General features: G+C 70.8%; 13 protein-coding genes. 10 read left to right on the top strand and 3 right to left on the bottom strand.

From position 1 onward, the window contains the following. The first annotated feature begins 144 nt into the window (after positions 1–144). Both efeU and efeB read left to right on the top strand, forming a co-directional pair. Entirely contained in the window at positions 145–2,286 is a 2,142-nt protein-coding gene (gene efeU / locus ACTRO_RS20335) for an iron uptake transporter permease EfeU (RefSeq protein WP_034265265.1), read from the top strand. Between the two features lie 203 nt (positions 2,287–2,489). Then, a complete protein-coding gene (efeB, locus tag ACTRO_RS20330) occupies positions 2,490–3,752 on the top strand; it encodes an iron uptake transporter deferrochelatase/peroxidase subunit (protein ID WP_034275838.1) in 1,263 nt (420 codons plus the stop codon). Between the two features lie 106 nt (positions 3,753–3,858). On the opposite strand, the gene ACTRO_RS20325 is transcribed toward efeB, so the two are convergent. Both ACTRO_RS20325 and sepH read right to left on the bottom strand, forming a co-directional pair. Continuing rightward, positions 3,859–5,499 carry a phospholipase C gene (locus ACTRO_RS20325; protein ID WP_084316416.1) on the bottom strand — a complete coding sequence of 547 codons (1,641 nt, stop codon included), beginning with the start codon at positions 5,497–5,499 and terminating at the stop codon, positions 3,859–3,861. Between the two features lie 270 nt (positions 5,500–5,769). Further along, the gene (gene sepH / locus ACTRO_RS20320) at positions 5,770–6,798 is read right to left on the bottom strand and encodes a septation protein SepH (protein WP_034265263.1); all 1,029 of its coding nucleotides are present in this window, start codon (positions 6,796–6,798) and stop codon (positions 5,770–5,772) included. A gap of 393 nt (positions 6,799–7,191) precedes the next feature. Here sepH and ACTRO_RS20315 point away from each other — a divergent pair, with 393 nt between their 5' ends. Continuing rightward, positions 7,192–7,860, top strand: coding sequence for a trimeric intracellular cation channel family protein (locus ACTRO_RS20315; protein WP_051451112.1), 669 nt, complete (start codon positions 7,192–7,194; stop codon positions 7,858–7,860). Positions 7,861–7,975: 115 nt separating this feature from the next. Here ACTRO_RS20315 and ACTRO_RS20310 read toward each other — a convergent pair whose 3' ends face one another. After that, on the bottom strand, positions 7,976–8,713 hold the full coding sequence (locus ACTRO_RS20310) for a hypothetical protein (protein WP_034265261.1): 738 nt from the start codon (positions 8,711–8,713) through the stop codon (positions 7,976–7,978). A gap of 253 nt (positions 8,714–8,966) precedes the next feature. On the opposite strand from ACTRO_RS20310, the gene acnA reads away from it, so the two are divergent. The 7 genes from acnA to ACTRO_RS20275 all read left to right on the top strand — a co-directional run bounded on the left by acnA (position 8,967) and on the right by ACTRO_RS20275 (position 19,297). After that, positions 8,967–11,681: an aconitate hydratase AcnA gene (gene acnA / locus ACTRO_RS20305; protein ID WP_034265257.1), complete on the top strand. Its 2,715-nt coding sequence runs from the start codon at positions 8,967–8,969 to the stop codon at positions 11,679–11,681. A 113-nt stretch (positions 11,682–11,794) separates the two neighbouring features. Further along, positions 11,795–13,189 (top strand): serine hydrolase domain-containing protein, encoded by a 1,395-nt coding sequence (locus ACTRO_RS20300; RefSeq protein ID WP_034265256.1) that lies wholly within the window; start codon positions 11,795–11,797, stop codon positions 13,187–13,189. Between the two features lie 570 nt (positions 13,190–13,759). After that, a complete protein-coding gene (locus tag ACTRO_RS20295; RefSeq protein ID WP_034265254.1) occupies positions 13,760–14,128 on the top strand; it encodes a hypothetical protein in 369 nt (122 codons plus the stop codon). A 400-nt stretch (positions 14,129–14,528) separates the two neighbouring features. Continuing rightward, positions 14,529–15,650: a sugar ABC transporter substrate-binding protein gene (locus ACTRO_RS20290; protein WP_051451111.1), complete on the top strand. Its 1,122-nt coding sequence runs from the start codon at positions 14,529–14,531 to the stop codon at positions 15,648–15,650. Positions 15,651–15,866: 216 nt separating this feature from the next. Continuing rightward, positions 15,867–16,682, top strand: a complete 816-nt coding sequence (locus tag ACTRO_RS20285) for an ATP-binding cassette domain-containing protein (protein ID WP_034275828.1) — start codon at positions 15,867–15,869, stop codon at positions 16,680–16,682. Continuing rightward, positions 16,679–17,995, top strand: a complete 1,317-nt coding sequence (locus tag ACTRO_RS20280; RefSeq protein ID WP_034265252.1) for a sugar ABC transporter permease — start codon at positions 16,679–16,681, stop codon at positions 17,993–17,995. Before ACTRO_RS20285 ends, ACTRO_RS20280 begins: the two co-directional genes overlap by 4 nt. Before the next feature lie 78 nt (positions 17,996–18,073). Further along, a complete protein-coding gene (locus ACTRO_RS20275) occupies positions 18,074–19,297 on the top strand; it encodes an ROK family protein (RefSeq protein WP_034265249.1) in 1,224 nt (407 codons plus the stop codon). The last annotated feature ends 404 nt before the right edge of the window (positions 19,298–19,701 follow it).

Genomic DNA, 19,701 nt, shown 5'->3' with positions numbered 1-19,701 from the left:
GTATGTCCGCCTTTTCGAGGGCCCGCGCCGGAAATTCACCCGGCTGTCGTCTGTTGGCAGACTCGAGGGTGTAACTATAAGGTAAGGCTTTCCTAAGAATAAGCCGAAATCACCGAACAGAAGGACAGGAGCGACCCCCCGCCCATGTGGAACACCGTGTTTCCCAGTTTCCTGATCGGCCTGCGGGAGGGCCTCGAGGGCGGACTGGTCGTCTCCATCCTCATCGCCACGCTGGTGCGGGCCGACGCCCGGGAGCGGGTCGGGGCGGTGTGGACCGGGGTGGCCGCGGCCGTCGCGCTCAGCCTGTCCTTCGCGGCCGTGCTCACCTTCACCGCGGCCAGCCTGCCGGCCGGCGGCCAGGACGCCTTCGGCGGCGTGCTCTCGCTGCTCGCCGTGTGCTTCGTGACCACCATGGTCTTCTGGATGCGGCGCAACGCCCGGGCCCTGTCCGGCGATCTCAAGGCGCGGGTGACCGAGGCGCTCGCGCGCGGCGGCAACGTGCTCGCGCTCACCGCCTTCCTCGCGGTGGGCCGCGAGGGCCTGGAGACCTCGCTCTTCCTGTGGACCACGGCCAAGTCGGCCGGGCAGGCCCGGGGTCCGGCGCTCGGCGCGGGGCTCGGGGTGCTGGTCGCGGTCGTGCTCTGCTGGGGGCTGTATCGCAGAGTTCTGAAGATCAACCTGACCAAGTTCTTCACCTACACCGGCGCGGTGCTGATCGTGATCGCGGCCGGCGTGTTCGCCTACGGGCTCGGGGACCTGCAGGAGGGCAACATCGTGCCGGGTTACGCCGCGCACGCGGTGAACCTGCACGGGATCGACGCCGGGTCCTGGTACGCCACGCTCGTCGCCGGCACCCTCAACCTCACCCCGGTGATGACCTGGCTTCAGGTCTCCGGATACCTGCTCTACCTCGTGCCGACGATGGCGCTTTTCGTCATCGGTGTCCGGCGTGCCGCGGCTGGCGCGGCAGCCGGCCCCGCAGCCGGCGCGGCGACTGAGGGCGGCCGGGCGGGCCGTCAGGCCGCCGAGGAGGCCGCGGTGGCCGCGAGGCTGGCCCGGAAGGCCGAGGCCGCCTCCGCGGCCGCCGAGCAGGCCCAGGGGCGCCGCGTGCCGCGCTGGGCCGTCTACACCTCGATCGTCGCCGTCCCGGCCGTGGTCGCCGCCGGCGCCATCTCGGCGCTCGGCCCGGCGTCCGACGCCGCCAGCACCGCCATCGCGATCACCGAGAAGGCCTGCGGCACCGGCTGGTCGAGCCCGAGCGCCGGCTCGCAGACCTTCGTGGTCAAGAACGACGGCGCGAACACCGCCGAGGTGTACCTGATCAACCCGACCAGCAACGCCGTCTACGGCGAGGACCCGGACGTGACCCCGGGCTCGACCGAGACGATGAACGTCGACCTCGCCGGCGGCGCCTACGTCTTCCGCTGCTCCTTCGTCGACGGCACCGTGCTCAACTCGACGACCTATCACGTCAGCGGCTCCGGTTCGGCCCCGGCCGGGGTGGCGCCGGTCACCGAGCAGGACATGGAGAACCCGGTCTACGACTACCGCGGCTACGTCCAGCAGAACCTGCCGGCCCTGCTGACCGCGGCCGAGAAGCTCGACGCCGATCTGAAGGCGGGCGACCTGGCCCAGGCCAGGACCGACTGGCTGCCGGCCCACCTGGACTACGAGCGGCTCGGCGCGGCCTACGGCACCTTCGAGGACTTCGACGGCGAGATCAACGGCTCGGCCAGCGGCCTGCCGGACGGCACCGCCACCAAGGACTGGACCGGCTTCTTCCGGATCGAGTACGGGCTGTGGCACGGCCAGTCCGCCGCGGTGCTCGGCCCGCTCGGCGACACCCTGGTCAAGGACGTCAAGGGTCTGGTCAAGGCGTTCCCGGGCCAGGCCACCGATCCCAACGACCTGCCGCTGCGCTCCCACGAGATCCTGGAGAACGCGCTGCAGTTCCAGCTCACCGGCATCGAGGACTACGGCAGCGGCACGACCCTGGCCACCCTGTACGCCAACACCCAGGGCACCCAGCAGGTGCTCGCCACGATCAGGGACCTGATCCAGCAGCGGGATCCGGCCCTGCTCGGGCAGATCGACACCGGGATCGCCACGGTGCAGCAGGACCTGACCGCGCTCGGCGCCGGCGCGTGCACCACCTCGTGCCCGATGCCGGACGCGCTCTCGGCGCTGACCACCGCGCAGCGGCAGAAGCTCGACGCCGACCTCGGCCAGCTGCTCGAGAGCCTTTCCGTCGTGCCCGACCTGCTGGAAGAACGGACTTCCGCCTGATGGACCCCCAGCCGGACACCCACCCCGACTCCCGACCCGAGACCAGGAACACGGACACGCCAGTGACCACGAATCCCGCCGAGCCCGACGAGTCCTCCACCGACCCCGAGACCGCTCCCGAGACCGGGGCGGCGGCGGGGAACGCGGCCGAGACCGAGCCCGCCGCCGGCACCTGCCCCTTCACCGGCGCCACCGGCCCCTCGGTGGACCCGGTCGCGCTGCACGCCGCCCTGCGCCGCCGTTCCTTCCTGCGCGGGGCCGCGGTGGGCGCCGCCGGTGTCGCCGTCGCGGGCGGCGCGGTGGCCGGCGCGGCGGCGGCGTTCGCCGACGACGGCGGCGACGCCGGCACCGGATCCGGGCGGGTGATCGCCTTCCATGGCGCGCACCAGGCCGGCATTCTGACGAACGCGCAGAATTTCGCCACTTTCGTGTCATTCAACGCCACGGCGGACAACCGCGCCGACCTGATCGCGTTGTTCCGCACCCTCACTGACCGGGCCCGGTTCCTCACCGCGGGCGGCGCTCCGGCCAATCTGGGCCTGGCGCAGCCGCCGTCCGACAGCGAGACGCTCGGCCCCGAGGTGCCCGCGGACGGACTGACCATCACCGTCGGCGTCGGCTCCTCGCTCTTCGACGACCGCTACGGCCTGTCCGGCCGCAAGCCGGCGCGGCTGACCCCGATGACGATCTTCCCGAACGACAACATGGTCGGGTCCGCCGAGATGCACGGCGACATCTCGCTGCAGATCTGCGCCGATCATCAGGACACGGTGATGCACGCGCTGCGCGACATCGCCAAGCACACCCGCGGCGGCATGCAGGGCCTGTGGAAGGTGGACGGCTTCCAGTCCGTCCCGCGCCCCTCCGGCACCCAGCGCAACCAGCTCGGCTTCAAGGACGGCATCGCCAACCCGGACGTGACCGACGAGACCGTCACCGACGCGCTGATCTGGGCGCACGGCGGCCTGCGCGGCGAGCAGTCCTGGGCCGACGGCGGCTCCTACCAGGTGATCCGGATCATCCGGATGCTGGTGGAGTTCTGGGACCGGGTCTCGCTCAGCGAGCAGGAGCTGATGATCGGCCGCCGCCGCGAGACCGGCGCGCCGCTGAGCGGCACCGCCGAGTTCGACACCCCGGAGTACGCGAACGACCCGATGGGAAACGTCATCCCGCTCGACGCGCACATCCGGCTGGCCAATCCGCGCACCAAGGCCAGCTACGACTCGCAGATCCTGCGCCGCGGCTACAACTACGAGCGCGGCTTCGACCTGGACGGGAACCTCAACGTGGGCCTGGCCTTCTGCTGCTACCAGCAGGACGTGCTGCGCCAGTTCGAGGCGGTCCAGACCCGGCTGATCGACGAGCCGCTGGTCGACTACATCTCGCCCACCGGCGGCGGCTACTTCTTCGCGCTGCCCGGGGTGAAGGACGCCAAGGACTACTACGGCTCGGGGATGTTCGCTTAGGGCCTGTCCGGAAGGCCGGAGAGCCTCGCGAAAAGCACGTCGCCCCCGCGGAAGGGATCCGCGGGGGCGACGTGTGTTTCAGAGCTCGAGGCTCATCCCGTCAGCACTAGTCCCGCAGGACCGCGCCCGACTTCGGGTCGAGCACGACGCGATCAGCGCTGTGCTTGTTGAAGTCGAAGAACGAGTCGAGCGTGCCGGCCTCGGCGGCCAGCGAACCGGTGATGCCGCCCGTCTTCCAGTTCTGCTCGATGAACGAGAGGACCGAGGTCTGGTCGGTGGTCGCGTGGTTGACGTAGTTCGACTTGGCGTAGGGCGAGATCACCAGCAGCGGGATGCGCGGGCCGTAGCCGCAGCGGTCCTGCTCGCCGGCCAGCGGGGTACGCGCGGACGAGCCGCACTGGCCGGCGCCGTCGAGCGCGTCCACGGCCGGGTCGGACGAGGAGTTCACGTTCGGCGGGGTGGCGTGGTCGTACCAGCCGTCGGAGTCGTCGTAGGTGATGACGATCGCGGTGTTGTTCCAGTACTTCGAGTTCTCGATCGCGTTGATCTCGTTGACCAGGCCGGTCTGCTCGTCGGTCGGGTCGGAGTAGCCGGCGTGGCCGTCCTGGTACTCGGCCGCCTTCACGAAGGAGACCGACGGCAGGTTGCCGTCCTTGATCGACTGGTAGTAGTACGAGAGGTCGTACTGGTGGTTGGCCTGGCCGTTGTGGCCGACCTCCGCCTCGTTCTTCGGCGCGGTGTGGGTCGGGTTGGCCGTGGACTTGTAGTACTGGAACGGCTCGTGGTGCGCGCTGTAGTCGGCCACGGTGGCGCCGCCGACGTTGGTGTGGGTCGTGCCGCAGACGGCCGGGGTGGTCTTGGTGGCGGCGGCCGACGGCGCGAAGCCGCCCTGGAACCAGCCCCAGGTCACGTTCTTGGCGTTGAGCTGGTCGCCGATGTTCTGGCCGGTCATCTCCAGCTGGCTGCCCGCCTTCGAGCACTGGTCGAAGGCCGGGTCCATGTCGGCGATGTCGGTGCCGACGCCGCTCGAGTTCGGCGAGGCCACCACGGAGCTGTTCACGACGGTCGCGCCGGTGGTGGAGTTGACCACCACGCCGCCGTAGGTCTGACCCGACACCAGGTTGATCGCGCCCGGGGTCGAGGGACCGTAGGTGGTGTCGTAGTTCTCGTCGCTCATCGCGTAGTTCTGGGCGTAGTTCCACAGCGCGGTGGTCGTGTTGCCGTCGTAGTAGTCCATCACCAGACCGGGCAGGCCCTGGTCGGGGGAGGAGCACGTGGCGACACCGGTGTACTGCGGGAACTTGTCGGCCAGACCGTAGTCGTAGGCCTGCTGCTCCGGGGTGTCGGAGTGGTCCTGGTCGCAGGTCAGCGCCTGGGAGGAGCTGAGCCGGCTCGGGTTGACCCCGTTCGGGTTGTTGGTCAGCAGCGCGGTCGACAGGCCGTTGACGGTGGGGGTGTTCGCCTTCGCCCGGAAGGTCGTGCCGTCCGTGTTCGCCGCGACCGGGTAGGTGCCGAAGTAGTGGTCGAACGAGACGTTCTCGTCGAAGATCACCACTACGTGCTGGATCGGGGTGGCGGTGCCGCCGTGGCTGCCGGTCAGCACGACGGTGCCGCCGTGTTGAGGCGTGACGGTGCCCGGGTTCTGGCTGCCGAAGCTCGGCTGGGCCACCGCGAGGGACAGGCCGAGTGCGGCCGCCCCTGCAACGGCGGCGATCGCCGTGCGCCGCTTGGTCTTGGGGTGGATCACTGAGTTTCCCCTCCGTATGTCTGGAAGCAGGCATTCGGGTATCGAAGCCTACGGTCCGGTAGCCTCGTCGCGGCGTGGGACTCAGCGGGAATTCATAGGCGTCGCTCAGGTGAATTTCACGTGTACTGATACAGCGCGCGTGCGTTCGGGGGAGCGCGCCGGGGTGTTCGCGCGCTCCCCGTGATCACGTGCTGCGAAAGCGGTGAAGGCCCAGGTCGGCTGACGGGTCGTCAGCCGGCGTCGCTCAGCCGGCTTGCTCAGCCGGCTTGCTCAGTCGGCCTTGCGCCGGCGGGTGCCGAAGACGATCTCGTCCCAGCTGGGCACGGTGGCCCGGCGCCCCGGGCTGACGCCGTCGTTGACGGCCTGCTGGTCGGTGTCCCCGCGCAGCCGCTCCTTGTGCGGGCCGACCGGGCCGAACAGCGCGTCCGAGTACGCCGATCCGGCGCCGGACGCGGCGGTCGCGGCGGCGGCCGGACGGGCCGGCGGCGCGGGCGTCGTCGGGGCCTGCGCCGCAGGCGTCTCGCGGTCCAGGTCCAGGTCCGAGCCCGCGGTGGCCGTGCCGGCGCCGGGCCGGGCGGCGGTGTGCGGACGCACCGGCAGCGGCGTGACAGAGCCCTGGCCGGCGGCCGGGCGCCCGTGCCAGGACTGCAGCGAGGTCACCTGCGCGGACCGGGTGCCGCCCGTGGCCGCGGCCGAGGAGCGCGCGGCGAACGGGAAGGCGCTGTCCGGCGCGGCGTCGCTGGAGAGCAGCCGGGCCTCGTCGTCCACCGGGTGCACCAGGCGCCGCGGCGGGTCGAAGCTCCAGGTCGCCTCGTACGGCAGGCCGCCGATCCGGAAGGACATCCGGACCGTCCAGACGCTGTCGTCCTTGCGCCAGGAATCCCATTGCACCGAGTCGAGATCCGGGTCGCGCAGGGACAGCCGCTCGCGCACCACGTCGCCGAGCTTCGGGCCGTGCGTCTCGCCGGAGCGGCGCACCTGGGTGTTCTGGGCCCGCTCGGCCATGAAGGCGCGCTCGGCGAGCACCGGCCCCTCGAACCGGCGCACCCGCTCCAGCGGGATGCCCGCGGCGTCGGCGACCTGCTCGGCGGTCTGGCCCGCGCGGATGCGGGCCTGGATGTCGCGCGGACGCAGCTGCGCGTCCAGCTCTATCTCGATCTGTCCGAGCCGGGCCCGGTCCCCGCGCACGGCGGCGCGCAGCCGATCGTCGATCGCGAGGAAGAACTCCTGGCCGTCGGGGGCACGCAGCACCAGACGGTCACCGTCGCCGGTGACCGCCATGACTCGCAGTTCGGTCATGGGACCTCCTGTGTGGTGCCCCTGGCGGGCTGGGCCGAGCGCGCTCCTGTACCGAGTGTGACGTTTTCGCGCGGCCCGAGGGAAGAGACCACGCCCGTTCGGCGCAACGCCGTGACACGAGCGCCACCCGATCGGGCGGCGAGGCCCGCGGATCGGCTGCGCGCGCAGCTGTTGCCCTTCGCCATTTGTACCTATCCCCCAGGCGGATCCGGAAACCTTCCGGCCGCGACCGGTCGGTCGCTGGCATCCACGGTATCAGTGCGCGTCGTCCTCGCGGAGGCCCAACACCGTACATCCCGTAGCGAAGTCAACACCAGTGAGCCGGTCAACGCACAACGGATAATTGGTGTGCCGATCACCGGAGCTCTTGCGGGGTTTTGCGATCATTGCGCCATGCCTCCCGCCCTCGCCCCGCATCTGCCGATCATCTTCGACGTGCTCGGCGTGCTCACCGCCGCCTCGGCCGGCGCGCTCACCGGCGTGCGTAAGAACCTTGACATAGTCGGCGTGTGCGTACTGGCCGCGGTGACCGGGCTCGGCGGGGGAGTGGTACGGGACCTGATGATCGGCGCGGTCCCGGTGGCGATGCTCACGGACTGGCGCTATCTGACCGCCGCCGCGGTCGCGGCCGGATCGGTGCTGCTGGTACGGCATCCGCGGCTGGCCGGGCGGCCGATGCCCGCGCTCGACGCGCTGCGCCGGAGGATGCCGCCGGCCACCGCGTATCTGGTGGCGGATTCGGCCACCCTCGGCTGCTTCGCCGTCTCCGGCACCGCGAAGTCGCTGGACTACGGCCTGGCCGCGGTGCCGGCCGCGCTGATGGGCGTGGTGACCGCGGTCGGCGGCGGGGTGCTGCGCGACGTGCTGGTCAACGAGGTGCCGACGGTGCTGCGGCGGGAGCTCTACGCCGTGCCCGCCCTGGTCGGCGCGCTGGTGGTGGCGGCCTCCGACCGCTACGACCCGGCCGCCACCCCGATCGCCTTTCTGGCGGCCGCGCTCACCATGGCATTCCGTATCGTCGCGGTGCGCCGGGATTGGCACGCGCGCCTTCCGGCGGCCTGAGCCGCGATCGGAGGCATTGCGCATTCCGGTGCGCGGCAAGGCGAATCCCGAACGTATTCGAGCCCTGCCGCACACCGGGCGCCGGAGCGCGATCGGCGCGATACCCGCGCGCGTTCTAATCCAGAAGGCTGAGTTTCTCGGCGTCGCCGCCGGCCCGGTCGAAGATCGCGATTCCGGGGTCGACGTATTCCGCCCCACGCGGTCCGTGGATGTGGATGCCGGTGAACACCGCGACATCCGCGGGCACCGAATCGGCCCGCAGCAGTTCGATCACCGACGCGGTGTCCTGATCGATCAGCTCCCGGGCGATCCGGGTCACCGTGAGCACGTCCGCGCCCCCGGCCGGCACCCGCGGCGCGATCCGGTCGCGCAGCCGGGACTGCTCCGGGTCCTGCGGATCCAGGTAGGGGTAGTCCGAGACGCGCACGTCGTCGCCGCGCAGCTCGTCGGTCACCGCCAGCAGCGCGCCGCAGGTGTGCGACTTGCCGGGCACGCCGGGGCGCTGCACCTGGCCGAGCTCGCCGTCCTCGTCCACGCCGATGTGGGCGAGGCCGAACACCAGGAAGGTGCGCCGCCCCTCGATCAGCGGGGCGTGCCCGCGGGCCGCGATCACCCCTGTACGGCCCAATGTGAAAAGGCCGGCCAGGCCGGCCATGTTGAACGCCCCGCCCCAGGCGCGCTGCAGCTCCGCGGTGAGCGCGAAGGCGAGCTCGTCCCGGCAGGTCGCGATCATCGGCAGCGCCGAGCCGCGGTGCACGCCGACGCGGGCGAGCGTGCGCTGGGAGCCGGAGACGAACTGGTTGGCGGGTATGGCGTCGGGGAAATGTGCGGTCAGGCTCTCGGTGAAGGTCACGGCCGCGGCCTCCTGTTCTCGTGAGTACTCGTCAGCGCTGCCCGCCGGCGGCGGTCGGGCGCGGTCGCCGCCCGGGTGGCCGCGGACCGCGGTGCGGTCGCCTGGCCGGTGGCGGATACGTCTTCCATCATGATCGAGGCGAGGTGTTTCGGCCAGACGTCCCGGCGCCCTGCCCGCCCTGGTTCGTGCCCCGGGCCGTCATGGGGTATCTTGATGTCGAGATAAGTAGTACGCCAGACAGAGGAGACCCGCGGTGTCCACCAACAGCCTCGGAGCGCGCGCCGACCTGCGCGTCGGCGAAGAGACGTACGAGATCTTCCGCCTCGACGCCGTCCCCGGCGCCGAGAACCTGCCCTACTCGCTCAAGGTGCTGCTGGAGAACCTGCTGCGCACCGAGGACGGGGCCAACATCACCGAGGGCCACATCCGCGCCCTGGCGAACTGGGATCCGCAGGCCGAACCGGACACCGAGATCCAGTTCACGCCCGCGCGAGTGATCATGCAGGACTTCACCGGCGTGCCCTGCGTGGTGGACCTCGCCACCATGCGCGAGGCCGTGGTGGCCCTCGGCGGCGACGCGGCCAAGGTCAACCCGCTGGCCCCGGCCGAGCTCGTGATCGACCACTCCGTCATCGCCGACGTCTTCGGCAGCCCGGACGCGTTCACCAAGAACGTCGACATCGAATACGAGCGCAACCAGGAGCGCTACCGCTTCCTGCGCTGGGGCCAGACCGCCTTCGACGAGTTCAAGGTCGTCCCGCCCGGCACCGGCATCGTGCACCAGGTCAACATCGAGCACCTGGCCCGGGGCGTGATGGCCCGCGCCGGCCAGGCCTACCCGGACACCGTGGTGGGCACCGACTCGCACACCACCATGGTCAACGGCCTCGGCGTGCTCGGCTGGGGCGTGGGCGGCATCGAGGCCGAGGCCGCGCTGCTCGGCCAGCCCGTCAGCATGCTGATCCCGCGGGTGGTCGGGTTCAAGCTGACCGGCGAGCTGCCGGCCGGCGCCACCGCCACCGACCTGGTGCTGACCATCACCGAGATGCTGCGCAAGCACGGCGTGGTGGGCAAGTTCGTCGAGTTCTACGGCGAGGGCGTCACCGCCGTGCCGCTGGCCAACCGGGCCACCATCGGCAACATGTCCCCGGAGTTCGGCTCCACCTGCGCGATCTTCCCGATCGACCAGGAGACGGTGAACTACCTGCGGCTGACCGGCCGCGGCGAGCAGCAGCTCGCCCTGGTCGAGGCGTACGCCAAGGAGCAGGGCCTGTGGCACCGGCCGAGCCACGAGCCGAAGTACTCCGAGTACATCGAGCTCGACCTCGGCACCGTCGTGCCCTCCATCGCCGGCCCGAAGCGCCCGCAGGACCGGGTGGTGCTGGCCGGCGCCAAGTCCGCCTTCCGCGCGGCCGTGCGCGACTACGCCACCACCGTGGACGAGGCGGGCAAGGAGTCCTTCCCGGCCTCCGACGCGCCCTCCTCCGACCCGTCGCCGCGCGGCGTGAGCAAGCCCACCAAGGTGGTCGCGCCCGACGGCACCGAGTACGACGTCGACCACGGCTCGGTCGTGATCGCCTCGATCACCTCCTGCACCAACACCTCCAACCCCTCGGTCATGCTCGGCGCCGCCCTGCTGGCCAAGAAGGCGGTGGAGAAGGGCCTGAAGGCCAAGCCGTGGGTCAAGACCACGCTGGCGCCCGGATCCAAGGTCGTCACCGACTACTACGACCGGGCCGGGCTCACCCCGTACCTGGACAAGCTGGGCTTCAACCTGGTCGGCTACGGCTGCGTCACCTGCATCGGCAACAGCGGTCCGCTGCCGGAGCACGTCTCGGCCGCGGTCAACGAGGCCGACCTCGCGGTGGTCTCGGTGCTCTCGGGCAACCGCAACTTCGAGGGCCGGATCAACCCGGACGTGAAGATGAACTACCTCGCCTCGCCGCCGCTGGTGATCGCCTACGCCATCGCCGGCACCATGGACTTCGACTTCGAGTCCGACCCGCTGGGCCGGGACGCCGACGGGAACGACGTGTTCCTGCGCGACATCTGGCCCGCCCCGGCCGAGGTGCAGGACGTGATCGGCAGCGCGATCTCCTCCGAGATGTTCGCCAAGGACTACGCGGACGTGTTCGCCGGCGACGAGCGCTGGCGCGCGCTGCCCACCCCGACCGGCAACACCTTCGAGTGGGACGCCGACTCGACCTACGTGCGCAAGCCCCCGTACTTCGAGGACATGCCGGCCACCCCGGCCCCGGTCGCCGACATCGCCGGCGCGCGGGTGCTGGCGAAGCTCGGCGACTCGGTCACCACCGACCACATCTCGCCGGCCGGCTCGATCAAGCCGGACTCGCCCGCGGGCAAGTACCTGGCCGAGCACGGCGTGGCGCGGCGCGACTTCAACTCCTACGGCTCGCGCCGCGGCAACCACGAGGTGATGATCCGCGGCACCTTCGCCAACATCCGGCTGCGCAACCAACTGCTGGACGGGGTCGAGGGCGGGTTCACCAAGAACCTGCTCAGCGGCGAGCAGACCACGATCTACGACGCCTCCGCCGCCTACGCCGAGGCGGGCGTGCCGCTGGTCGTGCTGGCGGGCAAGGAGTACGGCTCCGGGTCCTCGCGCGACTGGGCCGCGAAGGGCACCGCGCTGCTCGGCGTCAAGGCCGTCGTCGCCGAGTCCTACGAGCGGATCCACCGCAGCAACCTGATCGGCATGGGCGTGCTGCCGCTGCAGTACCCGGCCGGCCAGAACGCCGCCTCGCTCGGCCTGACCGGCGAGGAGGAGTTCACCATCACCGGCGTCACCGCCCTGAACGAGGGCGCCACGCCGAAGACGGTGAAGGTCAAGGCGGGCGACGTGGAGTTCGACGCGGTCGTGCGCATCGACACCCCGGGAGAGGCGGACTACTACCGCAACGGCGGGATCATGCAGTACGTGCTGCGCAACCTGCTGCGCTCGGCGTAAGCCCGCAGGTCCAGAGCGAACGGCCGCGCCCGCTTCACTTCGCGGGCGCGGCCGTTCGCCGTATAAATCAGAGTTCTACATAAGATGCCTACCGTCTCTTGAGAGGAGTCGGCATGGCAACGGAGGAACTGGACGCATTCGTCGCGTCGGCAGCGTCGGAGTACGGGATTCCGGGCGCGGCGGTCGGGGTGTGGCACGAAGGCCGGGCGGGCTACGCCTGCCACGGCGTGACGAGCGTGGCGAATCCACTGGCGATCACACCGGACACCGTCTTCTCGGTCGGTTCGGTCTCGAAGTCCTTCACCGCGACCGCCGTCATGCGGCTGGTCGCCGACGGTTTGATCGACCTCGACGCGCGGGTGCGCGAATACGTGCCCGAGCTCGTGCTCGGCGACGAGCAGGCCGCGGCGTCGATCACGGTGCGGCATCTGCTCAATCACACCGCGGGCCTCGGCGTGCGGCTGGTCGTGGAGACCGGCGACGGCGACGACGCGCTGGCGGGCTTCGTGGCCCGGATGAACGAGCTCGAACAGCTCGCGCCGGTCGGCGAGCGGGCCTCCTACAGCCAGGCCGGCTACAACCTGCTCGGCCGCGTGGTGGAGAAGGTGACCGGCCACGGTTTCGAGGAGGCGGTGGCCGAGGTCGCGTTGCGGCCGCTCGGTCTCGAGCACACCACCTATCACCTCAACGACGTCATGACCGGGCGCTTCGCCGTCGGGCACAACGCCGACGCCGACGGGAATCCGGTGGTGGCGCGGGAATGGAAGGACACCCGCGGCAACAATCCGGGTGGCGGCATCGCCTCGAGTGCCGCGGATCTGCTGGCCTGGGCCCGATTCCACCTCGGCGCGAGCGACGCCGCCGGGGCCGCGAGCGTGCTGCCCGCCGCGGTGCGCGAGAGCATGCGCGAGCAGACGGTCGAACTGCGCGGCAGCAGCCTGGGCGACGGGTTCGGCATCTGCTGGTTCCTGCGCGATCTCGACGGCGTCCGCGTGATCGGCCACGGCGGCTCGGGCAACGGCCAGTTCGCCGACCTCCAGTTCGTGCCCGGGCGTGACTTCGCCGTCGTCTCGCTGACCAACGCCGGTCCCGGCGGCGTGGCCTTCAACCAGGCCCTGGTCCGCTGGACGCTGGAGCACTACCTCGGCGTGGTGGACAAGGATCCGGAGCCGGTGGCGTACGACGCGGCGCGCGCCGCGGAACTCGTCGGCCACTACGAGATCGACGCGATGACCCTCGACATCGCCACCGACGGCGGGGTGCTGACGCTCGAGGTGCGGATCAAGGCGGAGCTGCGGGCCGGCTCGGCCAAGGAGCTTCCGGCGGACTACCCGCCGTTCGAGTTCGGCCTGCTCGCCGCGGACGGAGACGACTACATCGTGACCACCGGCGCGTTCGCGGGCCAGCGCGGATTCTTCAGCCGCGACGAGCACGGCGCGATCGTGGGCTGCGACCTGGCCGGCCGGATGTTCACCCGGTCTCAGGGCCTGTGCGAGGTTCAGATCTAGGCGGAACGGCCCTGCGCCCGAAGGGCCTGCCTGCGGCGCCGGGCCTTCGGCTGGCCGCCTGTCCGAAACGCCCACAGACGACCGAGTATGAGGGCGCTCCGGACGGGCGCCAGGCTTGCCGCTGAGCCGTTCCGCTGATCTAGATCTGAACCTCGCACAGGCCCTCAGGCCCGTATCCGACGGGCACCGCGCCCGCCCTCCGCTGAGCCAGGCGGAAGGCGGGCGCGGGCCGTTCACCCACCCGGTCCGCGGCGCCGTCACCCGACCCGTCACGGCGCGCGAGATCCCGGGTCCTCGAGGGAAGTCGTCGTCTCATCAGTCTTCGGTCATCGGTAGGTAAGCCTTACCTAATGGGTGTATTTCCGGAACGAGTCGATTCCTAACCTCGTCCGGGCCCTCGGACGATCCCGGGCGAGACAGTGTCCTTCGACGCGGACTCGTCGGGCGTGGCAGGGCGACATTGTTGCCTCGTGCATCGAATCTTCAGCGTCCGCAGGGGTCCACGCCGTCGGCCTCGGCGGATTCGGCGCCCGTTCGGCCGACCAGGCCACGCAGAGTGCTGCCTTCGGCGTGCTCGGTGACGCCGTTTCAGGGTTCTGGCAACGAATCCCGGCCGGCCGCCCCGCGGCGGGCGCGCTCCGCGCCGGCGGCGCCGAGTCCGGCCGGCCGGTGGCCGCCGAGCCGGACGAGGGCGCCGGCCGCGGCTCGGCGGGCCCGATGTTCGTGCGCGCAGACTCCGCGCGCGCCGCGCTCGCCGGCGATCAGCCCCCGCACACCTGCCTCGACCAGCGGATTCTCAAGCGTGCCAACGGTTTCCGGCAGCTCCGGGCGGGCCGGCCGCGCGCCGTCCCCGGTGCCGACGCCTCGCGCGAACCCGGCGCGCGCGCCGCGGCGGCGGCGCCGCTTCGACTTCCTTCGACGGGGCCATACGGCGCCTAACGGTTTGGTCACGGAAATGTGCGGGTTCTGATCTCCGCCCTGCACCGCTCGGCGCCCGCGCGCGGCGCCCGGGTTTGTTGCCGCCCCCGACATGAATTCCAAGTCACCGCCGGTCATCGCGGGTGTGGCCCGGGTGCGCGCGCATCCTGCCTGCCCGACAGCAGACAACGTTGTCATTCGACGCGTTGTAGAACTCGATCTTCGAACCATGATCAAAGTTTCCCGCTCGTTACCCAAGCCCCCCGCGGCGCCGGAAAGCACCCTTCCCAAAGCAGGCGGCGCGCAATACGTTGCGGGTCGCAACATTCCGCGGCCCGTCCGCGATAGCCCTCGCTCCATCCCGTTCCACTCCGCACCGGGCGCACCGCCGCGCCGGTATCCGAGAAAGGGAATCAGCGCAATGATGCGCAAGCGAATCCTCGCCGCCGCGGCCGTCGCCGCGATGGCCACCACCGCGCTGGCCGGTTGCTCGAGCTCGAAGTCATCGGGCTCCAGCGGCTCAACGAACGCCGCGAGCACCAACAACAAGGTCGGCATCCTCCTGCCGGACACCGCCTCCTCGCCGCGCTGGGTCTCCGCCGACCCGAACGAGCTGGCGAACCAGTGCACCCAGTACAAGCTGGACTGCAAGATCTACAACGCCAACGGCGTGGACGCCACGCAGGAGCAGCAGGCCCAGCAGCTGATCAGCTGGGGCGCCGGCGTCATCCTGGTGACCGACCTCGACGCCGCCTCGGGCGCGCAGATCGAGAAGTCCGCCGAGTCCAAGGGTGTCGCGGTCATCGACTACGACCGGCTGACCCAGGGCGGCGGCGCCAACTACTACGTGTCCTTCGACAACGTGAAGGTCGGCGAGGACCAGGGCACCGCCCTGACCCAGTGCTCGCAGGTGGCCGGCAAGTCCTCGGTCGGCTACGTCGACATCGACGGCGCCACCACCGACAACAACGCCACCCTCTTCGCCCAGGGCTACAACTCGGTGCTGAGCAAGACGGCCGGCTGGACCGAGCTGAACGACGGCAACGGAGCCTGGGACGCCAACACCGCCCAGTCCGTCTTCCAGAACCAGCTGGGCAAGTACGGCAACAAGATCAACGCGGTGATGGTGGCCAACGACACGATGGCCCAGTCGGTCATCAACGTGCTGCAGCAGCAGGGCCTGGCCGGCAAGGTCGCGGTCTCGGGCCAGGACGCCTCCGCGGGCGGTCTGGACAACGTGATGGCCGGCACCCAGTGCTTCACCATCTACAAGCCGGTCGCCGGTGAGGCCGACGTCGCCATCAAGCTCTCCTCGGAGATCCTGGCCGGCCAGAAGCCGAAGGCCCCGGCCACGACCAAGGACCCGTCCGACGGCAACGAGGTCCAGTCCTTCCTGGCCACCCCGACCGTGATCACCAAGGCGAACGTGGCCCAGCCGGTCAAGGACGGCTACGTCACCGCCGCCGCGGTCTGCGGCGTGTCCAAGGCGATCGCGGCGCTGTGCAACGCGAACGGCATCACCTACACCTACAGCGGCAGCTGATCCGGGCCTCGCGCCCCAGGTGAAGCAACCATGACTTCCCGCTCCCGGCAGGCTCCCGCCTGGGCCCGCCGGGAGCGGGAATCAGCCTGACGGCCCCCGGGCGGCCCGACCGCCCCAGCGGCAGTGCGCTCCGGTGACGGAGCCCGCCGCGTCCTGCGCGCCGCCGGCCCGAGCGCCGAGCGCGAAACCCAGCGAACCAAGGAGTGACCCGTGAGCGTGGACGCCGGTCCCCGCGTCGCGACCGAGCCGATCCTGCGGCTGCGCGGCATTCAGAAGTCCTTCGGCCCGGTGCACGTCCTCAGGGGCGTGGACTTCGAGGCCCGACCCGGAGAAGTAACGGCGCTCGTCGGCGACAACGGCGCCGGCAAGTCGACGCTGGTCAAATGCATCGGTGGCACCTACTCCATCGACGAGGGCGAATACCTCTTCGACGGACAGCCGGTGCGGGTGCACGGGCCGCGCGACAGCGCCGCGCTCGGCATCGAGATCGTCTACCAGGACCTCGCCCTGTGCGACAACCTGGACATCGTCCAGAACATGTTCCTCGGCCGCGAGGAGATCTCCGGGGCGCGCACCCTGGACGAGGCCAAGATGGAGAAGCTGGCCGGCCAGACGCTGGCCTCGCTCTCCGTGCGCACGGTGAAGTCGGTGCGGCAGAAGGTCTCCAGCCTCTCCGGCGGCCAGCGCCAGACCGTGGCCATCGCCAAGGCGGTGCTGTGGAACTCGAAGCTCGTCATCCTGGACGAGCCCACCGCCGCGCTCGGCGTGGCGCAGACCGCGCAGGTGCTCGACCTCGTCCGGCGCCTCGCCGACCAGGGTCTCGCCGTCGTCCTGATCTCGCACAACATGAACGACGTGCTGCAGGTCTCGGACAGCATCGCAGCCCTCTACCTCGGCCAGATGGCCGCGCAGGTGCGCCGCTCCGAGGTCTCCCACACCCAGATCGTCGAACTGATCACGGCGGGTCGTTCCGGCGACCTCGGCCTCACTTCCGCGGCTGCGGCCAACGGCGGGAACGGAGCGCAGGTATGAGCAGCATCAGCAACGACTTGAGCCCGCTGCGCTCGGACGAGCCCGGTGACGGCCCCACGCACGCGGCCGGCGATCGAGTCCTCGGCACCGTCGACTACGCCCGCGACTACATACAGCGGCTACGCGGCGGCGAGATGGGCGCGGTGCCCGGCCTGATCGGCCTCGTCGTCCTGGTGATCCTCTTCTCCATTCTGCAGAGCGGCTTCCTGAGCGCCTACAACGTGGAGAACATGGTCATCGACGGCGCGCCGACCATCTTCATGGCCATGGGCCTGGTGTTCGTGCTGCTGCTCGGCGAGATCGACCTGTCCGCGGGCACCGCGTCCGGCGCCTGCGCCGTGCTCGCCGCGGTAGAGCTGACCCGCCATCAGGTGAACTGGGTGGTGGCCGTCCTCGCCGCCGCCGTGCTCGGCGTCGTCATCGGCTCGTTCATCGGCTGGCTGCGCGCGAAGGTCGGCATCCCCTCCTTCGTCATCACCCTGGCCGCGTTCCTCTCCTTCCAGGGCGTCATCGTCATCATGGTCGGCGGCAACGGCTCGATCATCCTGCACGACCACGTGCTGGCCGCGCTGGAGAGCTCGAGCAGCAACGACTACATGCCGATCTGGGGCGGCTGGGCCATGCTGGTCCTGGTCACCCTCGGGTACGCGGCGGTCAAGTTCGGCTCCGTGGCCAAGCGGCGCAGCTCGGGCCTTGCGGCCGAGCCGTACCAGATCGCGCTGATCAAGGTGATCGCGCTGGCCGCCCTCGGCGCCGTGTTCGTGTACTACATGGGCATCAACCGCATCGTCGGCCGCACCGCGCTCACCTCGGTCTCGGCCATGGGCGTGCCGTGGATCGTCCCGGTGATGCTGGTGTTCCTGTTCATCCTGACCTTCCTGCTCGGGCGCACCCGCTACGGCCGGCACGTGTACGCGGTCGGCGGCAACGAGGAGGCCGCGCGCCGCGCCGGCATCCGGGTCGACCTGGTGCGCATCTCCGTGTTCGTGGTCTGTTCCCTGATGGCGGCGTTCGCCGGCATCGTGCAGCTGTCCAACCAGAACGGCGTGAACTCGGCCCAGGGCGGCGGCAACACCCTGCTGCTGGCGGTGGGCGCGGCCGTGATCGGCGGCACCTCGCTCTTCGGCGGCCGCGGCCGGGTGATCGACGCGGTCATCGGCGGCGTGGTGGTGGAGGTCATCTCCTACGGCATGAGCGACCTGATCTCCGGCACCAACGGACCGGGCTGGCAGCTGATCATCACCGGCCTCGTGCTGCTCGTCGCGGCCGGCTTCGACGCCGTCTCGCGCCGGGCGGGCCACACCAGGGGCTAGCGCCGGCAGGAGGCAAAGGGAGCACGCATCCCGCGTGGGCAGACGCGTCGACCTCGAGTGGAACGGAAACCAGGCACCATGACCGCAGCCGGAACGGCGGGGTCGACGCAGGACGAGGTGCGCCGGCACAACGTCTCGACGCTGCTGCGCTACGTCCACGTGCACGGGCCCACGTCCCGGGCCGAGCTGACCACCGTGATGCAGCTCAACCGCTCCACCATCGGGGCGCTCACGGCCGATCTGAGCCAGGCCGGCCTGGTCCGGGAGCAGGTCCCGGCCAGGTCGGCCGGCTCCGGCGCGGGCCGGCCGTCGCTGGTGGTCTGCCCGCGGCCGGAGCGGGTGTACGTGTTCGCCTACGACATCGGGGTGGACTACCTGATCGCGGCCCGGGTGGGCCTGGGCGGCTCGATCCTGGACCGCCGGGAACTGCACCGGCTGCGCGGCGACTACGCCCTCGAGGACGTCACCGCGCACCTGGCCAGGTTCACCGCGGAGATGCTGGGCCGGGCCGAGCCCGGCTCGGTCTGCGTCGGGGTGGGCGTGGCCATCGCCGCCCTGGTGCGGGAATCCGACGGCCAGGTGCGCTACGCGCCCAACCTCGGCTGGGTGGACGAGCCGCTGGGCACCACCCTGGCCGAGATGCTCGGCCTGCACGGCATGCGGGCGAAGATCGCGGTGGCCAACGACGCCGACCTCGGCGCGCTGGCCGAGAACGTCCGCGGCGCCGCGTCCGGCTCGACCGACGCGGTCTACCTGACCGGCGAGGTGGGTGTCGGCGCGGGCATCATCGTCGGCGGGAAGCCCTTACGCGGCGCCGGCGGCTACGGCGGGGAGATCGGCCACACCGTGGTGAACCCGGCCGGCCGGCTGTGCCGCTGCGGAGCCCGCGGCTGCTGGGAGACCGAGATCGGCGAGAAGGCGATCCTGGACGCGGCCGGCCACCCCGACGGCCCCCGCTCCACCGTCTCCGCCGTGGTGGCCGCGGCCGCCGGCGGCGACCCCCGCGCCCTGGCCGCGATGCGGCACGTGGGCGAGTGGCTGGCCATCGGCGTCGGCAACGTGGTGAACATCTTCAACCCCGAAGTGGTGATCTTCGGCGGCCTGCTGCGCGACGTGTTCCCGGCCGTGGAGCAGCAGCTGCGCACCACGCTCGCGACCACCGGCCTCGCCGCCCCGCGCGAGCAGGTGCGCCTGGTCACCCCCGGCCTCGGCCCCGACTCCACCCTGGTCGGCGCGGCCGAGCTGGCCTTCGAGCCGCTGCTGTTCGACCCGGTGGACCTGACCCGCTCGCTGCGGGCCTGACGAGCACTTCGCGATCCCGGCCGGTCACCGGTCGACCCTCCCCATGCGCCGCACGTACGTCACACGTACGTGCGCGCGTTCGTTTCGCCGCTCTTGCGCGCCTGCCTGATTTGTTGCGGGAGGCGGACCAGCTCCGGCCACCCCGGTCGCGATCATGGCCTCTGGCCTGCGAAATCGCCTGACTACCTACCGTGTCCGGTTCCGGTACGTCAGTGAACAGCCACAACGGGCGCCGATCGTTCGGCGGTTGACGATCCGGGAGAGCGCGTTCCGCCGCGGACGTGGTCTGAGGTGTCGGAACGATTGCGCTGAGATCTCGTAACCATAACGAAATCGTCCACGCGCGCTGTTGCGTATTTCACTTCGGTAACGGCGAACTCATCAGGCCACTCCCGACCCTCGGG

The organism is Actinospica robiniae DSM 44927, assembly GCF_000504285.1.
GTDB lineage: Bacteria > Actinomycetota > Actinomycetes > Streptomycetales > Catenulisporaceae > Actinospica > Actinospica robiniae.
The sequence above is the reverse complement of the archived record's forward strand: the minus strand, read 5'-3'. Positions and strand labels throughout refer to the sequence as shown.